Origin of the sequence: Spirosoma oryzicola, assembly GCF_021233055.1 — a bacterium.
Classification (GTDB): Bacteria; Bacteroidota; Bacteroidia; order Cytophagales; family Spirosomataceae; genus Spirosoma; species Spirosoma oryzicola.
Map to the genome: position 1 here is coordinate 4,649,454 of NZ_CP089538.1, position 26,311 is coordinate 4,675,764.

17 protein-coding genes and 1 tRNA gene are annotated in these 26,311 nt (G+C 48.9%); 6 read left to right on the forward strand and 12 right to left on the reverse strand.

Going from position 1 to position 26,311, the window contains the following annotated elements:
- Window positions 1-13 precede the first annotated feature (13 nt).
- Window positions 14-997 (reverse strand): alpha/beta fold hydrolase, encoded by a 984-nt coding sequence (locus LQ777_RS19675; protein WP_232559648.1) that lies wholly within the window; start codon window positions 995-997, stop codon window positions 14-16.
- Between the two features lie 133 nt (window positions 998-1,130).
- Here LQ777_RS19675 and LQ777_RS19680 point away from each other — a divergent pair, with 133 nt between their 5' ends.
- Window positions 1,131-1,313 (forward strand): hypothetical protein, encoded by a 183-nt coding sequence (locus LQ777_RS19680; RefSeq protein ID WP_232559649.1) that lies wholly within the window; start codon window positions 1,131-1,133, stop codon window positions 1,311-1,313.
- 70 nt (window positions 1,314-1,383) lie between these two features.
- Here LQ777_RS19680 and LQ777_RS19685 read toward each other — a convergent pair whose 3' ends face one another.
- Window positions 1,384-1,821 (reverse strand): PAS domain-containing protein, encoded by a 438-nt coding sequence (locus LQ777_RS19685; RefSeq protein WP_232559650.1) that lies wholly within the window; start codon window positions 1,819-1,821, stop codon window positions 1,384-1,386.
- 362 nt (window positions 1,822-2,183) lie between these two features.
- Here LQ777_RS19685 and LQ777_RS19690 point away from each other — a divergent pair.
- Both LQ777_RS19690 and LQ777_RS19695 read left to right on the forward strand, forming a co-directional pair.
- Window positions 2,184-2,260 (forward strand) — tRNA-Asp (locus LQ777_RS19690).
- A gap of 633 nt (window positions 2,261-2,893) precedes the next feature.
- Window positions 2,894-4,360 (forward strand): right-handed parallel beta-helix repeat-containing protein, encoded by a 1,467-nt coding sequence (locus tag LQ777_RS19695; RefSeq protein WP_232559651.1) that lies wholly within the window; start codon window positions 2,894-2,896, stop codon window positions 4,358-4,360.
- Between the two features lie 532 nt (window positions 4,361-4,892).
- Here LQ777_RS19695 and LQ777_RS19700 read toward each other — a convergent pair.
- Window positions 4,893-5,414 (reverse strand): hypothetical protein, encoded by a 522-nt coding sequence (locus tag LQ777_RS19700; protein WP_232559652.1) that lies wholly within the window; start codon window positions 5,412-5,414, stop codon window positions 4,893-4,895.
- A 614-nt stretch (window positions 5,415-6,028) separates the two neighbouring features.
- Complete coding sequence (locus LQ777_RS19705) at window positions 6,029-6,952, reverse strand: SMP-30/gluconolactonase/LRE family protein (protein WP_232559653.1); 924 nt, start codon at window positions 6,950-6,952, stop codon at window positions 6,029-6,031.
- A 230-nt stretch (window positions 6,953-7,182) separates the two neighbouring features.
- Here LQ777_RS19705 and LQ777_RS19710 point away from each other — a divergent pair, with 230 nt between their 5' ends.
- The 3 genes from LQ777_RS19710 to LQ777_RS19720 are packed head-to-tail and all read left to right on the forward strand — an operon-like array spanning window position 7,183 to window position 10,448.
- Entirely contained in the window at window positions 7,183-9,420 is a 2,238-nt protein-coding gene (locus tag LQ777_RS19710; RefSeq protein WP_232559654.1) for an ATP-binding protein, read from the forward strand.
- A 3-nt stretch (window positions 9,421-9,423) separates the two neighbouring features.
- Entirely contained in the window at window positions 9,424-9,855 is a 432-nt protein-coding gene (locus LQ777_RS19715) for a response regulator (protein WP_232559655.1), read from the forward strand.
- Entirely contained in the window at window positions 9,852-10,448 is a 597-nt protein-coding gene (locus tag LQ777_RS19720; RefSeq protein WP_232559656.1) for a biliverdin-producing heme oxygenase, read from the forward strand. Before LQ777_RS19715 ends, LQ777_RS19720 begins: the two co-directional genes overlap by 4 nt.
- Here the strand turns inward: LQ777_RS19720 and LQ777_RS19725 are convergent.
- The 8 genes from LQ777_RS19725 to LQ777_RS19760 form a co-directional block, all read right to left on the reverse strand.
- A complete protein-coding gene (locus LQ777_RS19725; protein WP_232559657.1) occupies window positions 10,445-12,481 on the reverse strand; it encodes a PAS domain-containing sensor histidine kinase in 2,037 nt (678 codons plus the stop codon). The genes LQ777_RS19720 and LQ777_RS19725 overlap by 4 nt on opposite strands.
- Before the next feature lie 180 nt (window positions 12,482-12,661).
- The gene (locus LQ777_RS19730; RefSeq protein ID WP_232559658.1) at window positions 12,662-15,034 is read right to left on the reverse strand and encodes a M43 family zinc metalloprotease; all 2,373 of its coding nucleotides are present in this window, start codon (window positions 15,032-15,034) and stop codon (window positions 12,662-12,664) included.
- Between the two features lie 4 nt (window positions 15,035-15,038).
- Window positions 15,039-15,530, reverse strand: coding sequence for a hypothetical protein (locus LQ777_RS19735; protein ID WP_232559659.1), 492 nt, complete (start codon window positions 15,528-15,530; stop codon window positions 15,039-15,041).
- Between the two features lie 20 nt (window positions 15,531-15,550).
- Window positions 15,551-16,429: a hypothetical protein gene (locus LQ777_RS19740; protein ID WP_232559660.1), complete on the reverse strand. Its 879-nt coding sequence runs from the start codon at window positions 16,427-16,429 to the stop codon at window positions 15,551-15,553.
- Window positions 16,430-16,449: 20 nt separating this feature from the next.
- Window positions 16,450-17,736, reverse strand: coding sequence for a RagB/SusD family nutrient uptake outer membrane protein (locus LQ777_RS19745; RefSeq protein ID WP_232559661.1), 1,287 nt, complete (start codon window positions 17,734-17,736; stop codon window positions 16,450-16,452).
- A gap of 92 nt (window positions 17,737-17,828) precedes the next feature.
- Entirely contained in the window at window positions 17,829-20,870 is a 3,042-nt protein-coding gene (locus LQ777_RS19750; RefSeq protein WP_232559662.1) for a SusC/RagA family TonB-linked outer membrane protein, read from the reverse strand.
- Window positions 20,871-21,192: 322 nt separating this feature from the next.
- Window positions 21,193-22,896, reverse strand: a complete 1,704-nt coding sequence (locus tag LQ777_RS19755; protein ID WP_232559663.1) for a RagB/SusD family nutrient uptake outer membrane protein — start codon at window positions 22,894-22,896, stop codon at window positions 21,193-21,195.
- 19 nt (window positions 22,897-22,915) lie between these two features.
- Window positions 22,916-26,179 (reverse strand): SusC/RagA family TonB-linked outer membrane protein, encoded by a 3,264-nt coding sequence (locus tag LQ777_RS19760; protein WP_232559664.1) that lies wholly within the window; start codon window positions 26,177-26,179, stop codon window positions 22,916-22,918.
- Between the last annotated feature and the right edge of the window lie 132 nt (window positions 26,180-26,311).

Sequence of the window (26,311 nt, forward strand, 5' to 3'; positions counted from 1 at the left end):
ACGAGGAAGTCAATCAAGGAATCAGCACCGACGAGTACAGGCCTTTTGCGGCTTTTTTGCCCTCAAGTGCCATTTCTTTTGGCTTTGCCTCCTGCTGTAGTTTACGACTGGTCAGAATATCAAGCAGAATATCGGTCATGTACTCCCGCTTATTAAACACGATATCGTGGCGATTTTCGGGCAGTAAAAACTGCTTCACCTGCGCGTTGACTAGGTGTTGTTGCGCAAAAGAAACGTTCGTCGGATAAACGAGTTCATCCCGCTGACCGTGCAGCATGGTGATGTTTGCTTCAATTTTAGGCCAGTCGGGCAGAATTGACTCAAGAGCTTGCCGATGGGCTAGTTTTTCGTCGTTAGCTAGCCGAAGTAAAGGCGGAATTCCCCACCGGAGCAAGGGTGTATCGACCCAGTGACTAATCGGATAGGTCCGTTCCAGCCCCGGCCCAAGTGCCGACGAAACAAATACAACGTGATTGACAGCTTCGGGGTTGTTCATAGCCAACCGCGCCGATACCGATCCACCGTACGACGACCCAACGACCATCAGGTAAGGTGCTTTTTTGTAACGATCAATAAGCGGTTGCAGAAATTCAGCCTGCTTCACGATTGACGTTTCGACCCGTCCAAAATCTGAATACCCATAGCCTGGACGATCGACAGCTACCAACTGAGCCCGATTGAGCAGGTTTGTATCCTTAAAAAATTCATTGAAGAACGAAAGAGAACTAGGAGCTCCGTGTACAAACAACACCACCGGTAAGGCCGAATCGACAGCTAAGGCAGGCGTTTCCATAAAGCGGATGGTTCGTGGTTGCCCGCTACCGTCCTTTACCTGATAACGATGCACAGTAGGCTGTATGCGCTGCCCTTTAAACTCTTCGACCAATTCCTGATCCGTCTGCCGAAAATCGACGAACCAAGCTGTTATTACGGTTCCGGCAGCTAAGATGAAGAGAAGTAAAAGGCTCCAGCGCAATACAAGCAAAAATCGTCTCATAAGTAGTGTCGTGTACGGCTATAACTATAAACCAGCCGCTAAAGGTTTGCAGAAATTACAGAAAGCTTTTTCAGGCAGCGAACAATATGGTAATCTGACCGTTTGGTCTGCATAGGCAAAACCACAAAACGTTATGAAAGAGAAAGCAGATGCACCTGCACAGGTCAGCGAAATTGACCTCGACAGCCCCAATCCAAACAATCCCGCCGACACCGATCTAACGTCATCGGCAACACTGCCCGAAACGCGGGATGCACTTCAAGCCAATGACGCGGAGAAAATGACGCCGGATGAAGCAAACGAAGAAAGTGAATAAGCACCCTTTACTGATCAGCCCTCACCGGTAGCTAATCGCTACCGGTGAGGGCTGATCTTTTTTGTATACCTTATTTTACTTCGCTTTCCACCGCCAGAAAGTGAGTCAATGCTCCCTGACTGTCATAGAGCGGGTCGATCTGCACCCGGCACACATATGAATCTCCTCCTTTTCGATAATTCAGCAGATCCGCTTTCACAGAATTAGCGCGCTGAAGCGATTCTCTGACACGTATTATCGTTGCGGGATCGGTGTCTGGTCCTTGCAGGATACGGGGCGTTTTCCCGATAACTTCTAGGTGCGAATAGCCGGTCATCGTCAAAAAATTATGACTCGTCCACAGGATTGTTTTAGAGAGATCGGTTAGGACGAGCGTAGAACCGGACTCCAATTTTTTGATATACGCGTTTCGTTGTCGACGTGGAATGTTCCAGTCAAATATATCATTGAGCTGACGAAATAGCTCGATTTCTCGACGATTGGCACGTTGCTGAGCCTGTGTTAGCATGAATATTTCAAAACACGCTACTGGAAAAGAACGGTTTCCCTCCTGCCGAGACTGGCTATACACCTTGTTCACAAGCTCTGAATATAATTCCGATGTAAGCATGGGGTTAGAAAGGGAATTTTCTATTAGGAAAGATAGTAGGTGGTACTCCTAAAACCTAAAACGGCAGGTTAATAAATTACGAAATGCTTGTCAGCTAAAAAAAATTTTTAAGGCGAAGGATCTGATAACCAGCACAAACAAGGTCATCACACGAACGAAACACATTTTTTTTCGACTTCCCTCTTGCGCATAACACCAAAAGCCTATACTTTTGTGCCACGATTAAGGAAAACAACAACGGTTGACCGAAAGTCGAAAATGGTTCGGTAGTTCAGTTGGTTAGAATACCTGCCTGTCACGCAGGGGGTCGCGGGTTCGAGCCCCGTCCGGACCGCCAACACAAAGCGCTTATCAACACTGGTAAGCGCTTTTTTTATTGCCCTTCCCAATTGCTGTTCTTATTCTGAAGCACTGCTGCTTACTGTCTACTCTTTTTGTTGACCAACGACTACAGTCGATCCTGCTATTTACATATTTACAGATCCAACAACGAAAGAGCGATTGATCAGACGTAAATCTTCACTGCCAAGCAATCCGTTTAACGACCAGGACCGTAAAATAGACTCATACTCAATTGCTTTACTTTTCTTTAATCATTTTTTAACTTTGAGTTAGTATGCGGCTTATTCTATTCCTTACTCCCCCCTGACTCTTCTTTAGTCGGACCACCTCACGGCCTCATCCCGAATGCCGCTAACACCTTATTTTAACGGGGCGGCTGTCTTTATGAACCGGGCTATAAACTCGCTAGCCAGGTACGACCACAAACATAAACGCTTGACTATCAGTTGACGATACGTCTTCTATCCGCTAATTAGCCAAACCAGGTGAAGGTTGCCAGGCTAGAGAAAGAATACGTACAGTTTACAACTTAATACAAACTCAACGACGAGAATCGCTTCCTATAAGTCATTCTCAGAGCGGTTTATTATCGTTGAGCAACCTGAAGAAAAAGCTAAATAGCTTCGTTATGAAAGTAATTATTTTGATTCGTTTAATTTTTTTTCTGGCTTTAGCTGGTCTGCTGACGCATTGTAAGCCAGAAGACGCTGTGGTGGACCCCGTTGTTCAACGGCAGGACACCTTGACAATCAACCAGGTACGGTCCTGGAACACGTTACCTCTGCCTAGCAGCGTTCGCATTACCGATACGGGTATAGAAGGCGTATTTAAGCTGGTCGTTGGCGATAATACCAGCGCCGACGATATGGGCAGTATCCTGGTAACCGCTAATGGCAGACGTTATAAACGTGATTTTACCGGCCCCGCCAATGCGGCCTGGTTTGGCGTTAACCCTTCGGCGGCTGATATTGGACCGGCGTTGCAAGCCGCTGTAAATGCGGCTAGTGAAGTCGTTATTCCAGATGGAGCCTACACGCAGGGAACATCCGTTGTTCTCAAAAGCGGGCTGACGATTCGCGGAAACGCTGGTAAAGTTACGATTACGCTTCCCAAAACGTACGTGTCGCTTGTTTCGCTGGCGCGGTCCGAAGAGGCTATCACTCCCCTTGAGAACGTAATCATCGACGGCTTATCCTGGATGACAACGACTCGGGAAGATGGTATGTTCGGATGCATCTACATCGATGGTCCAACGGTCAATAACCTAACGGTACAAAACTGTGCTGGTAACGACGTTGCATCTAAAGACAGTACCAACTGGCTGACGGTGAAAATTCAATCCGGTAAAACAGCCAGCAACATTGTGATTAAGAATAACCATGTGCAGGCACGACGAATGGCCTGTGAGATTTTCAATCACGATAATCACGGTATTTATTCCGGTAAGAACATTATTGTCAGTGGTAACGATTTTCATAACTGCCATTTCGGTATCTCCTTATCTGGACCGCTGGATGGACTCATGGTCGACAATAATCACCTGACCAACTGTAGTCTGTTCGGCATCGAGATAGCCGGTGCAGCCCGTAATGTCAAGATTACCAACAACACATTCGAAGGAACGTTTGACAAGTTTCTTACCGGCTCCAACGACGGCAATGGGAATGGTAGTGTAGTGGGCGGCATGGTTGTTACGGGAAATTCGACGATTGGTTTGTGTACCGGTGGCGTCCAGATCTTTAATGGCGGAACGATGCAATTCACTAAGAATAATTTCAATATGACGGGAATGCTGGAACTTGCCCACTCCACAAACGGAGGAACCTACACCGAAAACGTCATTGAAAGTCTAGCCAACAAAGCCATCATCTGTGACAACACATCGGACAACACGTTCAGTGGCAACACGATTTCAAACAAAAACTGCCCCGGAAATCACGCTACGTTTATGTCTTATGGCAGCAAGGCAACGAACAATGTGTTGACGAATAATAAGCTGACAAAAGGCGTCGGTGGCAGTTATTACGATTCAGTTCTGGGTGGTACTACCGTAGCCTCCAAAAATTATGACGAAGCTGGCAACCCAATTCCATAAAACCAGCTTTTTCGCCAGATCGATCAGCATCGGAAAGTCCAGTGGTATAGATTACCTTTTCACACAGGCACACTTATCATACATGTGTTTTTAGGCACAAGCAACGGTTAAGACTCAGTTGACGTACTGGTAGTTGAATAGGTAATATGAACAAGATAAAGAAAACGCCCGGTCGATTGAATCGGGCTGTTTTTTTAATAGGAATTACCAAGCCGTTCGGAACAGATTTACGTATGACTGCTCGTACGTACAAATTGAGTTGGTCGTTTGTCGTTGCCAGGTTAACCATCTTTTAACCCCTCCGTCCGCACGAAGCCTGTACTTTTGTTAAGAAGGTTTTTTGGAAAAGAGGATAAAAAACGCCGGTCTTTCTGGGACCGGCGTTTTTATGTTAACGTCTTTTAACATATGGCTTGGGCCGTTCGCACTACCTTTGCGGCTCATAAGAAATATCTCATAGGTTAAGAAAACAATAAATGCCGGTCTGCTTTGGACCGGCGTTTTTATAAATCGCTGTCAGGCAAACACACGGTTAAGTGGTGGGGGGAACGGCGACACCTCGTTCAATGTAGCCGTACGTATCAATGCATAGGCTATCCAAATAACGCAGTAAAGCAACGATATTGACGCGTGCCGGGCTGGCCAGGCCATCAATCCAGCGCTCGGAAGAAACCGCGCCGTCTGCGGTAATAAGAAGTTTGATAGGTCCTGAAATCAGTTCGATCTGCGCTTCGCCCCGAACCAGGCGTACCTCCTCGCGCTGATCCCAATAAGGAAAACCGGAACGGAAACACTGTCTGGCCTCGAATTCTGTCAAATCTACCAGTGGCCGCAGAATTAAACGAACACATGGCGGAGGAATCGTTCGGACAAACGGTTCGCCCTGAAAAGACACACCTGCCGTTGGGGTCATCGCATTTCCTTCGATTCGGTCGCGGACATACCTAAGAATACCGATTTGCCCATGTTTGGCGTGCCCGACTGACTCAATCAACACCGGCTGGCCAAGATGCTGGATTAACTCGTTCGGGGTCAGTGTTACCTCTGTACTCATTGCTACCTATTCGCCACGTTTCTACGCTTTAGCAGATATCTGCTTTCTTTTCTGTTGCTAGAATTATAAGGTGTTGGATAGTGCTTTTTAGCAAGCAACGCTGTCATTTTTGGGCCATTTGCTCACGATACAGCCCTTTTTTCGAACCCTAAATTATTGGATTTATACCTAGAAAAACAAACCTGCTTCCTGTGACGGCGAACGCACGGATTGCTGAGACAATCAGCTATTTATTAAAAAATGGACGGTTGCAATCCAGAAATCAATTATCAACGTATATACTACTAAAGAAGCTTACAGCGAATTGGATCAGGCTACTCCGATGGGGCAGCCTGATTTTTATTGTCTCCTATCGACAAGGTTTTACACACCCTCTCGCTTCTATCAACTAAGCAATAGCCGTTAACTGTCAACGCCTTACGCCCAACAAGCCTATTATCTGGCCGAATGTTCGGTTCTGTGCGTGCAGATAGTATAGAAAGTAAATATCCCGTCGCAGTAGGACGCTACGGTCGTTTTTGCCGAAGTAAACGGATCAACGAGCGTTATCGAAAAAGGCAGCCAGTCAGACAACAGCCAAGTTACTCATCGGCTCTTCCAACCGTGAGAATTTCTTATTCAATGCCTTTTACTTGCATCGGAAGTGTGTAGACCGATTCAGTAGCGGTAATAAATAAAGTCCGTCGATCTTTTCCCCCGAAACAAAGATTGCCGACCCAGCGCGAAGGAACCTGTATCGTTCCGAGCTTCTTGCCTGCTGCATCGTAAACCGTGACGCCTTTTCCGGACAGATACACGTTTCCCTGACTGTCGAGGGTCATGCCGTCGGAGCCCTGCGCAACAAAAAGCTGCCGGTCCGTCAGGCTCCCATCCGCCTTTATCTGGTACTTGTACGTCTTGTTGGCGCGAATGTCGGCCACGAATAAGTGTTTCCCGTCCGGCGTTCCAACAATGCCATTTGGCTGCATTAGATCACCATCAACCACCACGGCTTCTTTGGCCCCCTTGGGCAGATAATATACCTTCTGCCCGTCGATATCCGGCTTTTTGCGCTCCCAGTAATCACGCTGGTAGTAAGGGTCGGTAAAGTAAACTCCTCCTTTCGGATCAAGCCATAGATCATTGGGACCGTTCAGGCGCTGGCCTTTGACGTTATCCAGCAAAACAGTTCGTTTTCCGTCGGGACTAATTGACCACAGTTCGTTTTTCTCATCAGCGCAGGATATGATATTGCCTTTTTTATCGATGTACAGTCCATTAGAACGCCCGGACTTATCCATAAAAACAGATAGTTTCCCCTCTGTGTCATACTTCCAGATTTTATCGTTGGGCTGATCGGTAAAATAGATTACGCCCTGTTTATCAACCGCAGGTCCTTCGGTAAACGTAAACTGGTTCGAAACCTGGTGAAGCGCAGCTCCTGGCGCAACTACTTTTATGGAATCTAACCCCTGAGCGGAGCCCTGCCGACCGATGACAGTTAGCGCGATTGCGGAAAAAACGACGGATAAAAAACGGACGTTACAAGCGTTCATCATAAAAGACTGACGTTAAATAAAAGGAAGACGTATTTATAGTTAATTCTACTGTTTACGTTAGTGCAGTATCCAACCGTAGTGCGGCATCGATGCAGTTATAGCTACCCTACCAAAACAATAGCATTAACAGTCGGTTTCTGTAAAATAGATTTTATCTGTGTGTAAATTGCAAACCGGCACATCATCTGCGGTGTCGGTTATCTGTTAATCTGCGAAAGTACTGTCGTTTAATGACTCTATCGAACGTTGACCTGACGAACTGTGACCGGGAACCCATTCATATTCTCGGTTCTATTCAATCCTACGGCTATCTGCTGGCTATTCAGCCTGATACCTATTCGATCGTTCATGCCAGCGATAACATCGCAGAGCTTCTTGGATCATCGCCGGACCAGTTGATGGGGAAACCGCTTGACCGGGCTCTTGCTGAAACAAATTTACCCGTCAATGCGCTAATCGAGTTCTTAAACGTTGGCCGACGAAACGGATCGTGGGAAGGGCTAAATCCACAGGCGTTCACACTCAATGAAACAAGCTGGAACCTGATCGTCCACCAGCACGAAGGGCTGATTGTTCTGGAATGGGAACCCGCTGGTGACTCCAATATACTGACGAACCAGCAATTGGTTGCCCAGGCGCTAACCGAAGTACAGTCCAGCCGAACACTCGCTGACCTGTTGCACAATACAGCCCAGCGCGTCAAAAAAATCATTGGTTACGACCGGGTAATGGTGTATCGCTTTGAGTCCGACTGGCATGGGCATGTCGTTGCCGAAGCGAAAGAGGACGATCTGGACCCTTACCTTGGCCTGCACTATCCAGCTTCTGACATACCCCGGCAGGCTCGTGAGTTGTACAAAGTCAATCTAGTACGGATGATTGCCGATACAACCAGTACGCCCTCCCGTATTCTGTCGCAACCCGACTGGCCAGCTGATCAACCGCTCGACCTTACTCATTCTGTGCTCAGAGCCGTATCGCCTGTTCATATTGAGTATCTGAACAATATGGGCGTGCAGGCGTCGATGAGTATTTCGTTGCTTTACCGGGGTGAGTTATGGGGGTTGATTGCCTGCCATAACAACACGCCACGCTTTGTCAACTACCCAGCCCGGCAGGCGGCCAAATTCGTTAGTCAGTTATTATCAACGGCGCTCGAATTTCGGAAGGATGAAGAAGATAAGAGCAATCTACTGCGTTATCGGGAGCATGGTCAGCTCTTACACGAACAGTTACTGCTCGATGACAACATTGTCCAGGCTCTCACAAAGCGGCCTACTACCATCCTGGATCTGACAAAAGCCACCGGTGCCGCGCTTGTGTTTAACAATAACGTTTATCGACTCGGCAACGCACCCAACGAAGCAAGCATCCGTTCATTGGCCGATTGGGTTAAATTAAGTGATGTCGAAACGTTCCTGGAAACGAATCAGTTGCCGCAACTCTACCCACCCGCCGAAGACTTCCGCGATGTTGGTTCAGGCTTGCTGGGAATTATTCTCTCAAAAGAATTGAATGAGTACGTGTTCTGGTTCAAACCTGAGCGTATTCAGCAGGTGACATGGGCTGGCAATCCGAATAAACCTGTAACCGTCGATGAGCGCGGCCAACAGCGTCTGAGCCCACGAAAAAGCTTTGAAGCCTGGACGCAGATCGTCCGGAACACATCCGACATCTGGTCGGAAGCCGAAGTGTCGACGGTTGTCAAACTGCGCGAAGATGTTTTGCAGATCATTAACAAGCAGGCAAACGAAATACGCATCCTGAACCAGCGGTTGCAGATTGCCTACGACGAGCTGGATGCGTTTAGCTATACCGTCTCGCACGATCTGCGCACACCGTTGTCTTCCATTCGGTGTTATTCGGAAATTCTGCTTGAAGAATACGGCCAGGATCTTAACCCCGACGCACGGGCTCTATTTCAGAAAATTATCGACTCGACCGAGCGGATGCGGTCGCTTATCCGGCATATTCTGTACTATTCCCGCATGAGCCGTACGGAACTGAACACGCAGCCGGTTGATATGCGTGAACTCTTGGATGGCATACGGGAAGAAATTATGGTAACTACCAAAGGACGGTCGTTAGCGATCAACATTGGTGATACTCCTCCTGTAATTGCCGATCCGACGATGGCGCTTCAGTTATTTACAAACCTGCTCAGCAACGCGGCTAAATACACCCGCTTAACGCCCGAAGCAATTATTACAGTAAACGGTAAACAATCTGACGAAGAAGTCATTTACACTGTTGAAGATAACGGGATTGGCTTCGATATGAAACAGGCGGGAAAAATGTTCGACCTGTTTAAACGCCTTGAAAACGCAAAGTCTTTTGAAGGCTCCGGCGTTGGATTGGCCATTGTAAAACGAATAATAAATCGTCACCAAGGCAAGATCTGGTTCCATAGTGAACCCGACCGAGGTACGGTTTTCTACGTTTCTTTCCCGACAGTACCCACTACTTGAGTTATGATAGACGTTCTATATATTGAAGATGATGCCAATGATGCGGATATTTTCAGCCGCCTGATGGAGAAACTGCGTAGGCCAATTACCTACTCGATTTTCTCCAGCGGTTCCGACGCTATCGATTATCTGGCGGGGCAGGGACAATACACCAAGCAGCTAACTCCCTTACCCAAATTACTATTGCTGGACCTTAACTTGATGGGTTTGAGTGGCTTCGAAGTCATACAACGGGCGCGCCAGATCGACCGGACGCGCTTTCTGCCGATCGTTGCGTTCAGCACATCCGACAACCCTCAGGATATTCAGACAGCGTACGAAGCTGGTATCAATGCCTATGTAGTAAAGCCCGGCACGTACCAAGCTACGGGCGCCCTACTTGGCCACGTATATGATTTCTGGCTCGAAAGCAATACCCGAATTGACAATAAATGACTTCGTTACCCGAACGATTACGCCAGGAAACTCGTCCACTGCACGAGCAAACCGAACAACTTTTTTATACCCAAGCGCTTCAGGACAGCACGCTGTCGGTTTCTGAATATACCCATCTGTTACAAACGCATTTTGTGTTTCATCGGGCGCTGGAATCCGCTATCGATCGTCATCCAGACTTTTTTGCTGAATACGAACCACAAACACGTCTGAAAACGACTTGGCTAGCCGCAGATCTGGCCGATTTGAATATCCTCCTTCCTCAACTGACGACAGACTTCTTTACGACCTGGTCGCCGGTTGCGCTTTTAGGAGCCGCTTATGTTGGTGAGGGATCGATGCTGGGCGGTACTGTGATCTGGAAACTTCTGCATCAGAACCAGGCAATAAAGCCTCTGCTGGCTCAGGCGCGTTTTTATCAGGGATACGGCCCGGCAACCGGCCGAAACTGGCGCAACTTCGGCGCGTTTCTACTCCACAAAGGCACAGATCATGCCGATGAAGTAATAGCCGCAGCCAAGCAGGCATTTGTTGATTACCAGTCCATTTTTCAACAGACCGGAAGTCAACTGAAGCAGGCCGTTTCTGACTAGACTAGTTCCCCATAAACCGGTAAGAACACGTTGAACGTTGCCCCCTTTCCAGGTTGGCTAATGGCATCGATAGCCCCACCGTGACTCTCGACTACGCGCTGGCAAATTGCCAGTCCGATGCCCGTACCCGAAAACGTGGTTTGGTCGTGCAACCGTTGAAAGGGAGTGAATATGCGATCTTTATATTTTTCTTCGAAGCCAATCCCGTTGTCAGCGACCGAAATCAGCCAGAAAGGTAGCTGCCGCTGATCATGCAACAAAGCGGGTAGTTCGTCGGCCATCGCTAATCGGAAGCGTATGGTCAATACAGGCAATTGTCCGGTCTGCGTAAATTTAAGCGCGTTAGCAATCAGGTTCTGGAAAAGCTGTCGTAATCGCGGTGGAGCGCCCAGAACGGTTGGCAACGGTACCGCATTGATAGTCGCCTTCTTTTCCGCTACCGTCATCTCTAGGTCACTTAGCACATCAGTCAGAACATCGGTTAGCGATACGGGTGCAAAGGGTTCGCGCTGGGTCGTCAGTTGCGAGTACATCAACAGATCCTTGATCAGCATCTGCATGCGACGGGCGGATTTCTGTATTCGACGGATCAGATCGGTTTCACCCTCAGACAAGCTATCGGCAAACTGACTTTGCAGCATATCACTGAACGCCTGAATACGCCGGAGCGGTTCCTGCAAATCGTGCGAAGCAATCTGGGCAAACTGCTGCAAATTTTCGTTGGAGCGTTTAAGTTCAGCGTTTGCTTCTTTCAATTCGGCTGCGTGTTGTTGGGCCGCCATCTCGACTTTTTTACGATCGGTGATGTTGTTGTAGGTAACGATTACACTGTCTTCGCCCTGCTTTACAGCCGAAACCTCAAACCACCCTTCCAGCCCAAATTCGTCGCGGTAATACTGAACGCTTTCTTCGGGCCGTCCGGTTTGGACAACGCGCACGTATAAATCAAAGAAGCCGTTGTCCTTATTGCCGGGAAACACGGTCAGCAGCGTTCGGCCAACGATCTGATCGGGTGTCATGAAGTTGCTTTTAATAACAGCCTCATTTGCCGTATCCATTACAAAATCCACGATGGTTTCGGTTTCGTCCCGAATCGCCGTCATGGCAATAATGCTATTCAGCGAAGCGTCCAGAATGGTTCGTAGCTGATGCGTTTGCCGTTCCAGATCCTGCGTTTGTTCGGCAACACGTCGTTGGAGTATTTCTTCGGTACGCTTACTGGATGTTATATCGATCACGGTGCCGATAAATCGGATAGCACTTCCCTGCGCGTCAAAAACAGTCTGTCCGTTCGCCCGAATCCAGCGTAGTTTTCCGTCTTCAAGGCCTATCGTACGGTATTCAATATCATAGCGTCCACTACTACCTGGTTCAAAACACGCCTGAACAGTCTGGTCCGTTCGATCCCGATCCTCAGGGTGAATCCCGGCTAAAAAAACGGCGTAATCAACGTCTGCCGTTGGCGGCAAACCAAACAGGCGCTTTGTTCGATCCGACCAGATCAGTTTACCTGTCAATAGATTGAGATCCCAGGTTCCCAATTTGGCGGATTCGATGGCCAACCGCAGTCGTTCTTCAACCTCCTGAGAATGGATTTCGGCGTTTTTTCGATCCGTGACGTCCACCAGCACACCCGAGAATGAGCGAGGCTGATCATCGGCATTATACGTTAACCGTCCACGGGCAAGAACCCATTTTATGGTATGATCGTCAACAAGGATGCGGTATTCGGCTTCGTAACCATGATGATTGCGCATAGCCTCTTCGATCAGGTGACTTACCCGAGCCCGGTCATCGTCGTGAATGTTATTGGTGAATACCTTTAGCGGTAGCCCTTTATCTTCGGGGTTCTCAGGTACCCCAAACAGATGAAACAAATTTGCATCGCCGTAAACCTTATCAGTGTTGATATCCCAGAACCAAGTGGCAATCAACCCAATACTAAGTGCCGTTTGTAGCTGATCGTAGGAGCGAAGTAGAAGATCTTCTTCAGGTGGGTATGTGTTAGGCTGATCAGCAACGGGATTGTCCATGTTTAGAAGGTTACGGGTATTATTAAGTTAAACCGCAAATTAACAGGATAAGTTATTAATTTCCGGTTCTGTGTATAACAGGTCCGGTTTCGATCAAAATAGCGCAGACTACTTTGATCGAAACCGGACTAGCACTAAAAAGGCTCAGACTTAAATCTGAGCCTTTGGTTAGTAACAAAGTTAATTCTTCACCACCCGTTTTCGGAAAACCTGCTCGCCGATTCGTATCTCGACAAAATAAATGCCGCCAGCTGCCGAATGCAGGTTGAGTTGCTGCTCGAACGTATCACCCGTTTTCTGGTAGGACTGCCTGACGACTTCAACACCGTTGACGTTTCGGACAGCGAGCGTTAACGCGCCTTTTAACGGGCTACTGAACGATACAACCATCTGCCCTTCACTGGGGTTAGGCGTTACGGTGAGTGCCGGTTCAACCTGCGGATTGTTGGCCGTGACCGTACCCGATCGCACATAGACCTGAATGGTGGCCTGCGCCGTACACAAATCCACTCCCGAACCCGACACGGTATACGATGTTGTTCGGGTCGGCTGCGCAATTACCTGCGCGCCCAGTGTCGAGCTAAGTCCTGTACCCGACCAGCTAAAGATACTCGCTCCGCTAGCGTTGAGCGTAACGACTTCGCCCGGATTGATAAACAACGAAGACGCAGCCACCTGTACGGACGGTTTCATACCAATGCGCCCTGCTACATCATGGGCAACGTTTATGCCCAGGCTATCGGCATAGCGGAGCCAGTCACCTCGTTGGTTTTGTCGCCAGGCCGTGGCAAACAGCGATTCGCCATTTTTAGACGTAACCAGCGCAACCGTGTCGCCAGCCGCGTAGGGCAAGGTGACGCCGATGTGATACGGCAAGCCAAAGAGCGGTACGTTCCGGTCGAAGGTTACCGTCGTTGGCCGGTTGTTCGTCACATCGTCCAGGATGACCCGCAGTGGCACGTCTTTCTGACCAAGGATAGCGCCCGGCCCGCCCTGGAAGCCCCGTCCGTTCCAGACCGTTACGGTCACGACCGATTCGGTAGCCGCTCCCTGAGCCGCTTTTGCTACGCCAAACCGCAAACTGGCGCCTGACAGATTGCTGTAACTGAGTGAGTTGTCAAAATATTCAGAAACGGCTTGCGTTCGCTTGCTGTTCTGCCCCGCCAGATAGCCTCTGCCGCCCGGCTCCGGTATGACCGTACGCGTTCCGCTGAAGTTGGTAACGTCGGCACAAAGACCCTGATTCAGCACTTCAATATACTGGGTACGGACCAATGGGTCCGACTGGCCAAGCGCGTTCGACGTAACCAGCGTTACGGTGAATTTACCCGGCTGATTGTAGGTCACCACGGGATTTTGTTCCGTCGAGGTAGACGGTGTGCCGCCTTCAAACGTCCATTCCCACTTAGTTGGAAATCCGCTTGAGATATCCGTAAAGCGCACTTGTCCACCCAGCAATACGCGTCGGGTATTAGCCTGAAAATTCGATACCGGTCGGGAGGCCACCAGCGTACCACAAACGTTGGAGCTTAATAGCGTATTCCGGCGTGGACTGATCTCCATGACAGCCCGGATTCGGGCTTTTTGGTTCTGCGTAAAGATGTTGGTACAGGCGTCATTGGAATAGTCCATGTAATTCTGCACCATATTCGTCGATCCACAACTGATCCGACCTACGGGACAGCCGCTACTGGCCGATGCTTGTGGGGGCGTATCCACACAAAAGTCATCACCACAGTTTGCATCCCCCCAAATGTGCCGCAGGCCGAGCCAGTGCCCCGTTTCGTGCGTCAGCGTCCGTCCCAGATTGTAAGGGGCCTGAAGCACTGGGAATGTGCCTTTCTCCGCATTTCCGAAAGCACGGTAATAGATCGCTACTCCGTCGGTACTGGCCGGACCGTTGGCTGGAATCCCCGGCAAGTTGGATTGACTCGGAAACTGGGCGTAGCCCAACAATTGCCCGTTTACGGTTGGGTCATTAATGTCAACAACCCAAACGTTGTAGTATTTATCCGGGTCCCAATAGGTACTTGGTTTTAAAACCCCATCAATGTCGTTGATTGTCCAGTTGGCCCGGTTTCCATTGTAGCGGTCGATACCCGGCTCGGCCATCGTATTTCCTTGCCGGTCAATCGTAGCGAGACAGAATTCGATTTCGATGTCCGCCCCAACCGGATTTTCGTTGAACCCACGGGTGCCGGGTTTACGGCGGTAATCTTCGTTGAGGGTTATCAATTGCGATTGTACCTGAGCCGCACTGATATTCCGACCAACGCCAACCGCTTCGCCATTGTGGACCACGTGAACAATAATCGGAATAGTAATCACCGTTGTCGTTTGCCGACTGGATGCCATCCGCTTTTTGATGTCAATCATTTTGAGCTGTAGCTGTCGCTCAAAATCGTTCAGCGTACCCAGTTGCGGATACTTAGCCCGTAAGCTACTGTCCATGAACATCGTCGCGCACTTTTCGGGCGGGCTAAGCGGAGCCTGCGCCTGGATTGCCTGACTAAAACCAGCTGCAATTAATAGACAAAGTAAAAATCGGAACATACGTCTATTGAGTAGTAACAGGATTAAACGTGAACCGGTAGCTGGCATCAATGTCGCCGAAATAGTATTCTACCGTGAGCACCCTATCGGTCAACGTTTTGATTGTCCAGGGATAAACACCATTCAGGACAGGTATATAAAACTCTAACGTGGCATTCGCATTGACCAGTGACCAAGTGTCCGTCACATAAATATCTGGTTCGCTCGGATAGCAAATATTTGCTCCCTGACTAGCCTCCAGCTTACGCTCCGCATCAGCGTAGAAAGTCAATACGTCGTCAGCTACACAGGGATCAACAGCATTTTGAACGGGTATCACTCCTGACCCTTTCCCTTCATCAAAAATTTGTACGGATACCATTCGCCAGCTTTTTTTCTGGGTACCGGTCAATAGCTGACTATAGGTAGTCGGTTTTGGCTCAATTTTTTCGGAGCATCCGCCCAGCAGCCATCCAACGACGCCAGGAATCAGCAATAAACGGATAAGTTGTCGCATACTAGTAGCAGCTTGTTAGGTTACTGGGGTGTGTATGTCTGCGTAAAACGCAAGGTTGTGTCCCGGTATGTTGTTGTTGTGTCACGAATCATGGCAATCTGAACTTTAGCCTGAAGATTCAGTGTGATTTGACGGTTACGCGGGTTCCAGGCCCCGGTTCCGCTGAGTGACCCGTTCGTACCAAGCGAACCGTTCGTTTGCGCTGGTACCGTCAACGAGTTATCGCCGTTGTCGGTAAAGACCAGCGTTGGCTTCTCCGCATTGAATCCGAACAGGGTGCTGTTGCCAATAACCACGAATTGGGTCAGTCCAATGTTCCAGTTGCTCAATGTGTACTGTTTGCAATCAGCACTGGTTATGCTTATGTTGGGTACAGACACGGTTCTGCCACTGACCACGCCACTTCCGGTGTATGTTCCGCCGAAGAGACAGTCGTCCTGAATCGTGAGCGACAAGCTTTTACCCAATGCACCGGTGGGTCCAAACCCAACTTTCAGCGAACTCGGTTCAACGCTCGTCAGCGTAAACGTCAGCGACTGCGATTCCAGAATATTATTGGCGTTGTTGATCAGTTGTAACGAGATTTCGCCAAAGCTTTTGTTTGCCGGAATAACGACTTTCCCTTTTGTACCGATAATGCTGTAGTCTTTTCCTTCGCGGGCGGTTCCACTAACGGCATAGTTGATGGTAATGGGTTGATTCGATACCGGCCCTACGTTGTGCACACGAATCGGGATTGGCTGGCTGTAGCTTTCTTTGTAGGTCAGCGTTGAATCCGTAAAGCGGACAAAATACGGCCCTTCGAAGGTCCGGTCAACATCCGTGGTTTCGCAGGCAAACACGCCTATAACAAAAAGCAACCCTACACTTAGTAAAACACGTAACGTATTTGTTCTCATAGTTCTGACTCGCGCCTTCATTAATAGCCAGGATTTTGGGCACCTTGCAACCCTGGGTTACGTAAGATTTCTGACTGGGGAATCGGCCATAACTCGTAGCGGCTGTTCCAGTTGGGGGAAAAAGCAGCCATAACCGCCTGCGCCCGGCCCGTCCGAACCAGGTCATACCAGCGGTGCCCTTCAAATGCCAGCTCATACTGGCGTTCCCGCTCAATAGCGAGCAGAACGTCGGCCTGGTTGGTAACGGTAACGGCACTTGCTTTAGCCCGATTACGGAGTATCGTCAGGTCAGCAACAGCCCCGTTGGCCCCTATCTGGTTGCCTTGTTGAGCACGCGCTTCGGCCCGGATCAGGTACATCTCAGCCAGCCGAAAGACAACGATATTAGCATTGTTTTCAATCGCTATTCCATATTTCCGAACAGTCCAGCCATTGTCATTCCCCTGCTGTTGTTGCACGTTAAAAGTAATCGTGGCTACCCGCGCTCCCGACTCCGCCGAGTTTAAAACCGCTACCAGCTGATCGGAAGGGATCACCTCCCGACGACTGACAAATAAGGTATTTAATGTAGCCGGATCATCATTCTGCGTATAACCCACTTCGAAAATGGACTCGCTCGTGAAGTTTTGGATAACGACCGTGTTATAATCGGGTACTAACGAAAACTTACCGGAGCTGATAACCAGCGTAGCATACCGTTCCGCTTCGGCCCAATTCTTCTGGTACAAGTAAAAACGCGCCAGAGCCGCCTGAACGACTCGTTTCGACAAATAGGCCGCTCCCGTTGAGGAATCATCCGGCAGGTCCGCCAGCGCAGCCTGGTAATCAGCCAGCACCGACGCCAGAACAGTAGCTCTCGCCGTTCGGCCAATGTTCCGGTTTGTACTTTGATCGGTAGTTGTAGGCAGTGGAATATCGCCGTAGGTGTAGGTACCCATAAAATTAGCGAAGCCGCGCAGAAAGCGAGCTTCCGCCGTTAGCTGCTTGCGGTTGGCTTCCGTTACGCCGGTTACGGCAGGCAGCCGTTCCAGGATAAAATTAGCGACGTAAACGGTACGGTAAATACTGCCCCAATAGTTGGCTACATCGGTGTTGGTCGAGGTAATCTGTTTGGTACCAAACTCCTGATAGGATGCAAATGTACCGTTGTGTTTGATGTTATCGGCGGTAAAATCACCCGCGATCACTATCGACGACGTCATGGTCCGAAAGGCGCTGTACAAGCCAATCCGAACTAATGGCACATCAGCAGCACGACTTAATGCCAGATCATCAATGCGGATATCATACGGCGTGGGCTCTAACACTTCTTTACAAGAAGTAAGCAGCAATAATGACAGTATAAATAACGTGCAGTAAGACTTCATTGTGGCTAAAATAATCTCCTTTTACAGGATAATTAGAACGTTACAGATAACCCGGCCACAATATTTTTCACCTGTGGTAAGGTGTTAAAATCAATACCCTGCGCCGTCGTTGACCCATCGATTGCGCTTAATTCAGGATCGACTCCAGAATAATTGGTCAATGTCCACAGGTTCGTGGCAGATGCATAAACGCGTACCCCGGCTAGCTTAACGCGATTGGCCCAGGTTTTAGGCAAATTATAGCCCAACGTCACATTTTTCAGGCGTAAATAAGAACCATCCTCTACAAATCGACTACTCAGGTAGTCGTTGTATGTATTCTCGTACACATAACGTGGCACACTGGTAATATCACCTTCTTTCTGCCAGCGTTTTAGGGCATCAATGCTTTGATTAAATTGAATCGAAGAGCCTGCATTTACCGAGGATTGCTTCGTTAAGTTCAGCACTCGGTTACCGAATGATCCCTGAAAGAAAATAGCCAGCTCGAATCCTTTGTACGAGAGCCGGTTTGTAAACCCACCAAAAAATTTCGGCTGGGCATTGCCGATTACTTGTCCGTCATCGGGTGTAATGCGGCCATCGCCATTTTTATCGTCGTAAATTGCATTGCCCGTGGCAGGATCAACGCCTAAGAACTTTAATCCCCAGAACGTTCCCAGCGGCTGACCGGGTAATACGACGTTTGTACCGGCAACTCCGCTTGCGACAAACCCTCGGTAAAGAGGCTCATCCGTCGCTAATTCAAGTACCTTGTTGCGGTTCAGCGATAGGTTTAAATCCGTACTCCAGCGGAATCGTTTGTCCTTCTGGTCAATGTTGACAGTCGAAATGGTTAGCTCCAGCCCCTGATTGCTGATTTTGCCGATATTGCCTTGTACAGAGCCAAAGCCGGAGGTTAATGGAATTGGCTGACTGAACAGCAGTTTGTCCGTCAGATTCTTGTACGCATCGAACGTTACGGTTAGTCGTCCGTCAAACAGAGACGCATCAAACCCGACGTTTGCTTCCTGGGTACGCTCCCATTGCAAATTCGGGTTGGCTAACCGCACAGGCCCAAGCCCCGACGAACCGCTGTATGTTGTTGATCCCCAGGTACCCAGAAACAGAAAATTACCGATTTGCTCATTACCCGTAAAGCCGTAACTAGCCCGAACTTTCAGATCGTCAAAGAAGTCGAATCGCTCCATGAAGCTTTCTTCGGAAAGCCGCCAGGCCACTGAGCCCGACGGAAAAAAGCCGAACTGCCGGTTTGGACCGAATCGCGAGGAGCCATCGTACCGGGCAGTTACCTGTGCCAGGTATTTTTCTTTGTAATCATATCTTACTTCACCGAATCCCGAAAAAAGACCACTGTTTACCAGTGATGAGCTGCCCTGATTCACGACCCCCGCTGACGCTATGTATGTAAAATCATCACTCGGAAAATATTGACCAGCCACAGAGCCGACCCGGCTTGTACGTTGAATGATTTCGAGCCCAGCTAAGCCGCTAAACCGGTGGTTTTCGTTAATAACCGTGTTATAGTTTAGCGTATTTGTGTTGGTAAATGTAGCTGCCAGATTGGTATTGTATTCGCCATACCCTTGCTGCCCTAGATTAGTGTCAAAACCGCCAGTAGCTGTTGATGTAGGGTAATACAGGTCTTCGATAATGTTGTTGTAGTCAACACTGGCTTTTGAGCGAAATGTTAAATTATCGCGGAATTTGTATTGCGCATAAATGCCACCCAAAAACTTCGAAGTCAATACATTTTGACGAGATAGTAACGCTTCAGCAACCGGATTGAAATTTGGGAAACCTGCATAGTTTGGATCACCTGGAACGGTCAATTTTCCCTGATCATCGTATGGGGCATAGTAAGGCAAACTATTGATTGCACTCGAGTAAATACCGTTTAACGCGTTATCGCCTAAAACTCGCTTGTTAAGTGCTCTTGATACGGTTGCATTAGCACCAAATGAAAGCTTTGGCGTCGCATTATGATCAACCGTCATGGTTCCACTGAGCCGATTAAAGCCATTATTGATCAACACACCTTCTTCGTCCCGATAATTACCACTCAGATAAAAGCGGGTCCGCTCGTTGCCACCCTGTGCCGATACTTGATATTGCTGGTAGATGCCTTTCCGCAGAACCATATCCAGCCAGTTTGTATTGATACCGTCCGTAACGCCTTTGATCAAGCCCAGCTTGTCTGGGTCCTGACCAGCATTGATGACAGCCTCTCGCTGAAGATCGAGCAGTTGTGACGAGTTTAGTAGCTGGGGGCGCTTTACCACGTCGGTCATGCCCCGCTGAACGTCGGCGGTAATCGTTGTTTTCTGGTTGGCTTTACCACGTTTCGTTGTGATCAACACAACCCCATTGGCAGCCCGCGAACCGTAAATGGCTTTTGCCGACGCATCTTTTAAGACTTGGAACGATTCGATGTCGTTCGGATTCAATAAGGCTAACGCGTTGTCATTTTGACCTCCGTAGCCTGTGGTTAGCGCACTGGTCTGAATCTGAACTCCATCCACGATGTACAATGGCTGGTTCGAAGCAGAGATTGACGTGTTACCACGGATACGCACGCTTAGCCCGCCACCCGGCGTACCCGATGATTGCGTAACCAAAACGCCAGCGGCCTGCCCTTGAAGAGCCTGATCCAAACTGGCAACGGGAATGTCTTTGAATTTTTCGGATGAGATAGAAGCGATGGAACCGGTAATGTCTTTCCGCTGGGTGGTGTTATACCCCGTCACGACGACCTGCGCCAGTTCATTGAGTGCTTCCTGCATCTGCACGTTGATGACCGTGCGATTGCCGACTGTCACTTCCTGGGTTATCAAACCGATTGAGGTGAGTACCAGAACCGCATTTCCATTAGGAACCGCAATGCTGTAGCTTCCGTTGGCGTCGGTACTGGCACCGGTAGTAGTACCCTTAACCTGAATATTAACGCCCGGTAGTTGCTGGCCATCCTGCGCCGATGTCACTCTACCCGTTATACGCTGGCCCTGCGCCCATAGCCGCACTGGCAGCATAGCCACCAAGACTCCGCAAAAAATAATACCGTAATAGTTCCTCATGTATAGATTATAATCCAAGCAAAATCTTTTAGGTTGTAGCTTTCCCGACCGCAAAACAATGTACTGAAAATACCAAAGGACGCTACCGGATTAAACGAAAAAAAACATTACGTCGTATAAAAATACAGGTAAACTAGGTGTTTACTTCCATTAAAGCTGTCAGCACAAATGAATAACACTTATTTGATAGCATCATCTGGTCCTACTTTGTTACGAATCAGCTAATCGACACACTTTTTTAACGCAAAGCGGCTTCTCCTAATGGAAAAGCCGCTCTGTCAAATTAACTTATGCTGATTGATTATCGTAGCATGGAATTGCTTTAATAATTGGGGTTTTGCGTGGCTACGCCGGATGTCGATGGGTTCAGCACCGCTTCGTCAGCAGGCACATCCCAATAGTCCATGAAATTGTAATTGATGGTAACGTTTTTGTTGACAGTACCCGCCGTCGTAACAACGGTGTTACCATAGCTTCCACCTCCAGTGCTGATGTCATAGGTCCATCCCCACCGTCTGCTGTCGTAGTACGATAACCCTCTGCTGAACAAGGCTACTCGTCTTTCTTTCGTCAGTTCGGTAAGCGCTTTTGCCTGCGTAAGTCCCGTTCCGGCAACGGCTGCAACGCCCGCGCCCTGGTAGGTTCTTTCGGCATCCACAAACGCTAACCCTGTTTCCACATTACCGAGTCGGATATTAGCTTCAGCCAGCATCAACGCATTTTCTTCATAGCTACCCGCAATCACCAGTTCAGAAACGCCAGCGCTCCGGCTTCCGTATCCATACACACCAGCGGGTACTGTACTCGCATCAAGCAGGCTATAGCGCGTGGTGTAGATGTAGTTATTTTTGTACGTAGTGGCCATGCTGAAATTGCTGCTGAGCCGCTTATCACCTGCGTTGAAATTCTGGATAAATCGTTCACTGATGCGGAACGTAGTGCTCGTATTTGTTCCAACAGCCAGCGACGAGACAGTTCCTCCGCCCGGCGAAATAAAGGAATTGTTTGCGGCACTGCGACCCGTAAAAATCAAATCCGACTGCTGAATGCCGTTTGTAACTAATGTCAGCACACTATTCCAGTCGGCAGTTGTCATCGCCGTTGTCGACGACTTGCTGATGGTAGCATTGGGATTGCCATTCACGAAAGGAGCCAGTTTGTTAACCAGAATGTTACGAGCCAGCATGGTATTGATGTTGCGTTTCCACATATCAACGGTAAGTACGCCCCCGCGCCCTACCTGACTCGTCGACGGAATCAATGCGCCCAGAACGGCCTGATAATCCGTCGTACTCGTAATGGCGCTCAGCGTGGTAGCGGCCAGGTTAAAGTTTGTGTTCGACTGGTTGATAATGGCGTCGTGGAGTACGTAGCTTCCGTTGGTCGTAGCGGCATTGTCGTTGATCAATCCGGAGTAGTACATCGACCCGATGGAGGCATAAGCGTACCCTTTCCACCAGTAACACCAGGCTTTGATGGTATTGGCCCGTGAAGCAGCATCACCCGAAAATTTGATGCCGTCAATCAGCTTCAAAACCTGATTACAGCCGTTATTGAGCGAATACATATTAGTCCACTGGTAGTAAAGTGGGTTGTTACCGGCTCCGGTGGCCGCCCGGCTGTTGTACGACCGGATAATACCGACTTGCGGGGCAGGATTCGTTACTTTCGTTCCGTCGTCAAGAATGATGTAATCCGGCTGCCCGATGGTTGTGACCTGGTTATTCGACGCGTCCGCGCCTACCATGTCAGCCATCAGCGCACTATAGCCCCAAGGCAGGGAAAAATAGCTATCACCCAACCAGGCGTCAACCGTAGAGCCCGAGCTTGTAATGGCATTACCAAATCCATTAATATAGACAGCGCCTTGGGCAAGATTGATCAGGCCCGTTTCGGTATTGACGTTAGCGTCGTACGTTGGCGCGTTTGGGTTGCCAACATCCAGCTGTTCTTTGCAGGAAACAGCCCCCAACAAAAGTGCTGTTAAACAAGCGGTATAAAGAAATTTATAGGAATTAAGCTTCATTGTCAATGGTGATTAATGATTAGAACCCAAGATTCAAACCAATCTGATAGGACTTCGTATTAGGCAGGGTGCTGTGGTCCACTCCCCGGTCGAACGACGAGTTTGAAGCACCTGAACTGATTTCAGGATCATACCCGGTGTACTTCGTGAGTGTGTAGAGGTTCCGCCCGGTAAATACCAGTTGGGCTCTGTTGATGTACGGAAGTTTCACCACTTTGGCCAGATCGAAAGCCAGCGAGACGTTTCTTAACCGGGCGAAGGAAGCATCTTCGTAGAAGAAATCCTTCGTCGCATTGTTACCAGCCCCGCGTGTGCTGCCCCATAGCGCATAATACGCACTGGACCAATACGCCGAGAAAGCGCCCGTTTTGCCGTCAATGGTTACTGGCTTCGCAAAATCGCCGTGAATACCGTCGCGGTACATCCATTCTTTGGTCTGGTTGTACAGGTGGGCACCATATACCCAGTCAACCTGGAAGTTGAACGTCAGGAAGTTTTTAAACGTAAATCCGTTGATAAACGAAGCATTGAACTTCGGGTTCGGGTTACCCAGAGCGTAGGTCTGGTTCGTGAACATGATCTGGTAATCCGATTTCCGCACAACCCGACCGTCAACCATCGTGTAGTTTCCTTCGTTGGCAGCGGGAATGTACCGCACTCCTTCCTGATTGACGTAGTCCATACTGGTCAGGGCCTTGTAGCCATAGATCTGTCCAATGGGTTGACCGGGCGTCAAAACCAGCGCGGTACTACCAGCAGCCGTTGACAGAATAATGTCGGCTCCACCGGCAATAGCATCAATTTTAGAAAGCTGATGGCCGAAATTGGTCGTGAAGTCCCACTTCAGATTTTGGGAACTGTAAACGGGCAGCGACAACTGAAACTGAACCCCATTCGAGGACATGCCGATAGCATTGGTCAGCTGTCCCGTTGCGCCAGTCGATGGTGGTACGCTAACCGTGTAAATCACGTTTTCGCTTTTGCGCTTCCAGTACGTAAACGATCCCGAAAGAGAACTGAGCCAGGTACGTCCCGAATGACTGCTAACGGTAAAGTCTGTACCAACTTCAAGTTCTTTCGATACCTCAACCTGTAAGTTTGGGTTGTTGCTGGTGGTTTGAATCGAATAAACGAGACCGGAACCCAAGTTCTGCTGATCGAGCACTGGGTAGCGGTCAAAAGCGCCCGGCTGGATACCGGCCTCTCCGTAAGCAGCCCGCAGTTTGAAGTACGATAGGGTGTTCGCCAAACGGCTGTTTTTAAAGAAAGATAAGGGCGCAATATGTCCGTCAAAATGCGGAAAAGTAAACGGTGTCGATCCGCCACCAAACGTTGACGACCAGTCGCTCCGGAAACCAGCCGTAACGCCACCGTAATCGCCGAAATCAACTTTCTGGTTGACCAGATAACCGTAGGTGACAAACGGTTTTACATAATCGAATGATACCGCCTGTTTTGATGTAGACGAGATGTTGTAAGGTGGTGCCAGACCTAAACCCAACCCGTACGTATCGTATTCGGTGTACCGATTTTTGCGGTAATCGAAAGACACTTGCGTACTGGTTTCGATGGGTACATTGATGTGAAAGTCATCCTGGAAATTCGTCCGAATGAATGCTGTCCCCAGGAAGTTCTGGAACGTGGTGTTGTACTGCCAGTTCGCAATCTCGCCCTTGTTGTCTGATGCAAAATTGGATGAATAACTATTGTAAAAATTGGAGTTTGCGTTTTGAGACTGGTTGTAGTACGTCCAACGGGCGTTCTCGTTACGGTAGTTAATGCCGTATTTGGCGTTAAGTTCAACGAACTTATTGATCTTGTAATTGGCGTCAAAGTTCTGAATAACGTCTACTTTATTATCCAGACCGTCCGTGTATTGGAGGTTGTAATACGGGTTGCTCGCGTTGACACTCAGATAGCTATCCCCCTGTTGGTGGCGTGGATACGATCCGTCGGGCAGCTTGGCAGTCAGGTCAAAGAACGGCGACGTATTCAAAAATCCGTATACCGATCCAATATTACCCAACGAATTTCCCTGACCATAGTATTTACCACCGGCAGCGCCTAGCCCTGGCTTCAGGGTGTTCTTCGTGTATACCAGTTGCGTGGTCGAACGGATCGTAAATCCTTTAAAGATCTCGGTACCGAAATTGGCCGATAAGTTGCTCCGGTCGATGTAGCCGTTTTTCAGGATAGGCGTAACGTTGTGATTGTTAGCCACGGCAATGTTGAAGTCGCTTTTCTCCGAGGCCCCCGAAATGTTGACGCTGTTATTGACCGTTGTTCCCGTTTGAAATACCTGCTTGAAGTGATCATAGTATTTCAAGTTCGCATCGTACGGCTTGTTGGCATTGTTCCGAATATCCTGAATAGCGTACCGCGTTGCTCCACCGTACTGGTACGATATTCCCATCAGTGAACCGACATCGTTGATCGACAGTATTTTGCCCGAAGCATCAACAAGGTTATTATTTGCGTCGGTCAAGTAAGGGTGCATGTCGGCTTTGCGTACGTTGCCGACGTTCAAAAATTCATTCGTAGCATAGCTGGTCGATACGTTAACCGCTATACGCCCTTTTTTTCCTTTCTTTGTAAACACCTGAATAACACCGTTTGCACCCTGAGCACCGTAGATAGAGGCCGAAGCAGCACCCTGCGCAATCTCGATCCGCTCTACGTTACTCAAGTCCAGCGAGTTGATATCGGTAGCGGCTACCTGAACACCATCAACCATGATCAGCGGTTTGGTTCCGCCCTGAACGGAGTTGATACCACGCAGTAAGATGTTCACCGGGTCGCCGGGGTTACCACTGACCGACGAAATCTGCGCGCCTGGAATTTTACCGATCAGCGCCTGGTCGATGGATGCGGTTGGTGTTTGCGGTAAATCTTTACCCGAAACACTTTCGACGGCAATTCCCAATTTGGCCTTACTGGTAGCAACACCGCTCCCTGTTACAACGACTTCGGTAAGTAACTTTGAGTCGGAAGCTAGGCTCACATCTAGCGTTGATTCGTTACCAAGTACGATTTCCTGATTAACGGTTCCGACAAAGCTAAATACCAGCGTAGTTCCTTTCTCGCTTGGTACAGAGAGGCTATAAATACCAGCGCCATCCGTTATGGTGCCTCTTTTTGATCCTTTGACAATTACTGAAACGCCCGGTAAAGGAGATCCTTCTTCCGCCGACGTAACCTTGCCCGTGACTCTTCGCTCTTGCGCCCAGGCAGTAGTCAAGAATGAGCATACCAGTAGCATACTCACCAATAGAAATTTACTCATATCTAATTAGTGTTAGGACAAGAAAAACCATTCCTTTACCCAAATCTAAATCACTAATTAAACAATACAAAACTATTACTCACTATGCATATACCTAACATTAATGTGGATTTAACGATCGTTTGTAAAATT

Bases quoted from the DNA above. Each gene is read 5' to 3' on its own strand.
- LQ777_RS19710 (WP_232559654.1), top strand. From the start codon at position 7,183: ATGACTCTATCGAACGTTGACCTGACGAACTGTGACCGGGAACCCATT.
- LQ777_RS19760 (WP_232559664.1), bottom strand. From the start codon at position 26,179: ATGAGTAAATTTCTATTGGTGAGTATGCTACTGGTATGCTCATTCTTG.
- LQ777_RS19675 (WP_232559648.1), bottom strand. From the start codon at position 997: ATGAGACGATTTTTGCTTGTATTGCGCTGGAGCCTTTTACTTCTCTTC.
- LQ777_RS19715 (WP_232559655.1), top strand. From the start codon at position 9,424: ATGATAGACGTTCTATATATTGAAGATGATGCCAATGATGCGGATATT.
- LQ777_RS19740 (WP_232559660.1), bottom strand. From the start codon at position 16,429: ATGAGAACAAATACGTTACGTGTTTTACTAAGTGTAGGGTTGCTTTTT.
- LQ777_RS19755 (WP_232559663.1), bottom strand. From the start codon at position 22,896: ATGAAGCTTAATTCCTATAAATTTCTTTATACCGCTTGTTTAACAGCA.
- LQ777_RS19720 (WP_232559656.1), top strand. From the start codon at position 9,852: ATGACTTCGTTACCCGAACGATTACGCCAGGAAACTCGTCCACTGCAC.
- LQ777_RS19680 (WP_232559649.1), top strand. From the start codon at position 1,131: ATGAAAGAGAAAGCAGATGCACCTGCACAGGTCAGCGAAATTGACCTC.
- LQ777_RS19735 (WP_232559659.1), bottom strand. From the start codon at position 15,530: ATGCGACAACTTATCCGTTTATTGCTGATTCCTGGCGTCGTTGGATGG.
- LQ777_RS19725 (WP_232559657.1), bottom strand. From the start codon at position 12,481: ATGGACAATCCCGTTGCTGATCAGCCTAACACATACCCACCTGAAGAA.
- LQ777_RS19750 (WP_232559662.1), bottom strand. From the start codon at position 20,870: ATGAGGAACTATTACGGTATTATTTTTTGCGGAGTCTTGGTGGCTATG.
- LQ777_RS19685 (WP_232559650.1), bottom strand. From the start codon at position 1,821: ATGCTAACACAGGCTCAGCAACGTGCCAATCGTCGAGAAATCGAGCTA.
- LQ777_RS19730 (WP_232559658.1), bottom strand. From the start codon at position 15,034: ATGTTCCGATTTTTACTTTGTCTATTAATTGCAGCTGGTTTTAGTCAG.
- LQ777_RS19705 (WP_232559653.1), bottom strand. From the start codon at position 6,952: ATGATGAACGCTTGTAACGTCCGTTTTTTATCCGTCGTTTTTTCCGCA.
- LQ777_RS19695 (WP_232559651.1), top strand. From the start codon at position 2,894: ATGAAAGTAATTATTTTGATTCGTTTAATTTTTTTTCTGGCTTTAGCT.
- LQ777_RS19700 (WP_232559652.1), bottom strand. From the start codon at position 5,414: ATGAGTACAGAGGTAACACTGACCCCGAACGAGTTAATCCAGCATCTT.